This window comes from Pseudomonas sp. DCB_AW (genome assembly GCF_026240895.1).
Classification (GTDB): Bacteria; Pseudomonadota; Gammaproteobacteria; order Pseudomonadales; family Pseudomonadaceae; genus Aquipseudomonas; species Aquipseudomonas kermanshahensis.
Window position 1 is genome coordinate 1 of the sequence record NZ_JAPFCE010000189.1, and the last position, 426, is coordinate 426.

The following is a 426-nucleotide window of genomic DNA, read 5'->3' on the forward strand; positions in this document are numbered from 1 at the left end:
AAACCACCCCAGTTAAACTACCCACCATACACTGTCCCGGATCCGGATAACGGACCGCGGTTAGACATCCACGAAGATAAGGGTGGTATTTCAAGGATGGCTCCACAAAGACTGGCGTCCCTGCTTCAAAGCCTACCACCTATCCTACACATGCCTTGGCGAAAGCCAGTGTAAAGCTATAGTAAAGGTGCACGGGGTCTTTCCGTCTGACCGCAGGAACCCCGCATCTTCACGGGGAATTCAATTTCACTGAGTCTATGCTGGAGACAGCGGGGAAGTCGTTACGCCATTCGTGCAGGTCGGAACTTACCCGACAAGGAATTTCGCTACCTTAGGACCGTTATAGTTACGGCCGCCGTTTACTGGGGCTTCGGTTCAAAGCTTGCACCTCTCCCCTTAACCTTCCAGCACCGGGTTCCTCGTGTT

The 426-nt window shown here is 53.1% G+C and carries 1 rRNA gene; it reads right to left on the reverse strand.

Annotation, left to right across the window (positions count from 1 at the left end):
• Positions 1-426, reverse strand: a 23S ribosomal RNA gene (locus OO306_RS28205); the annotation flags it as partial.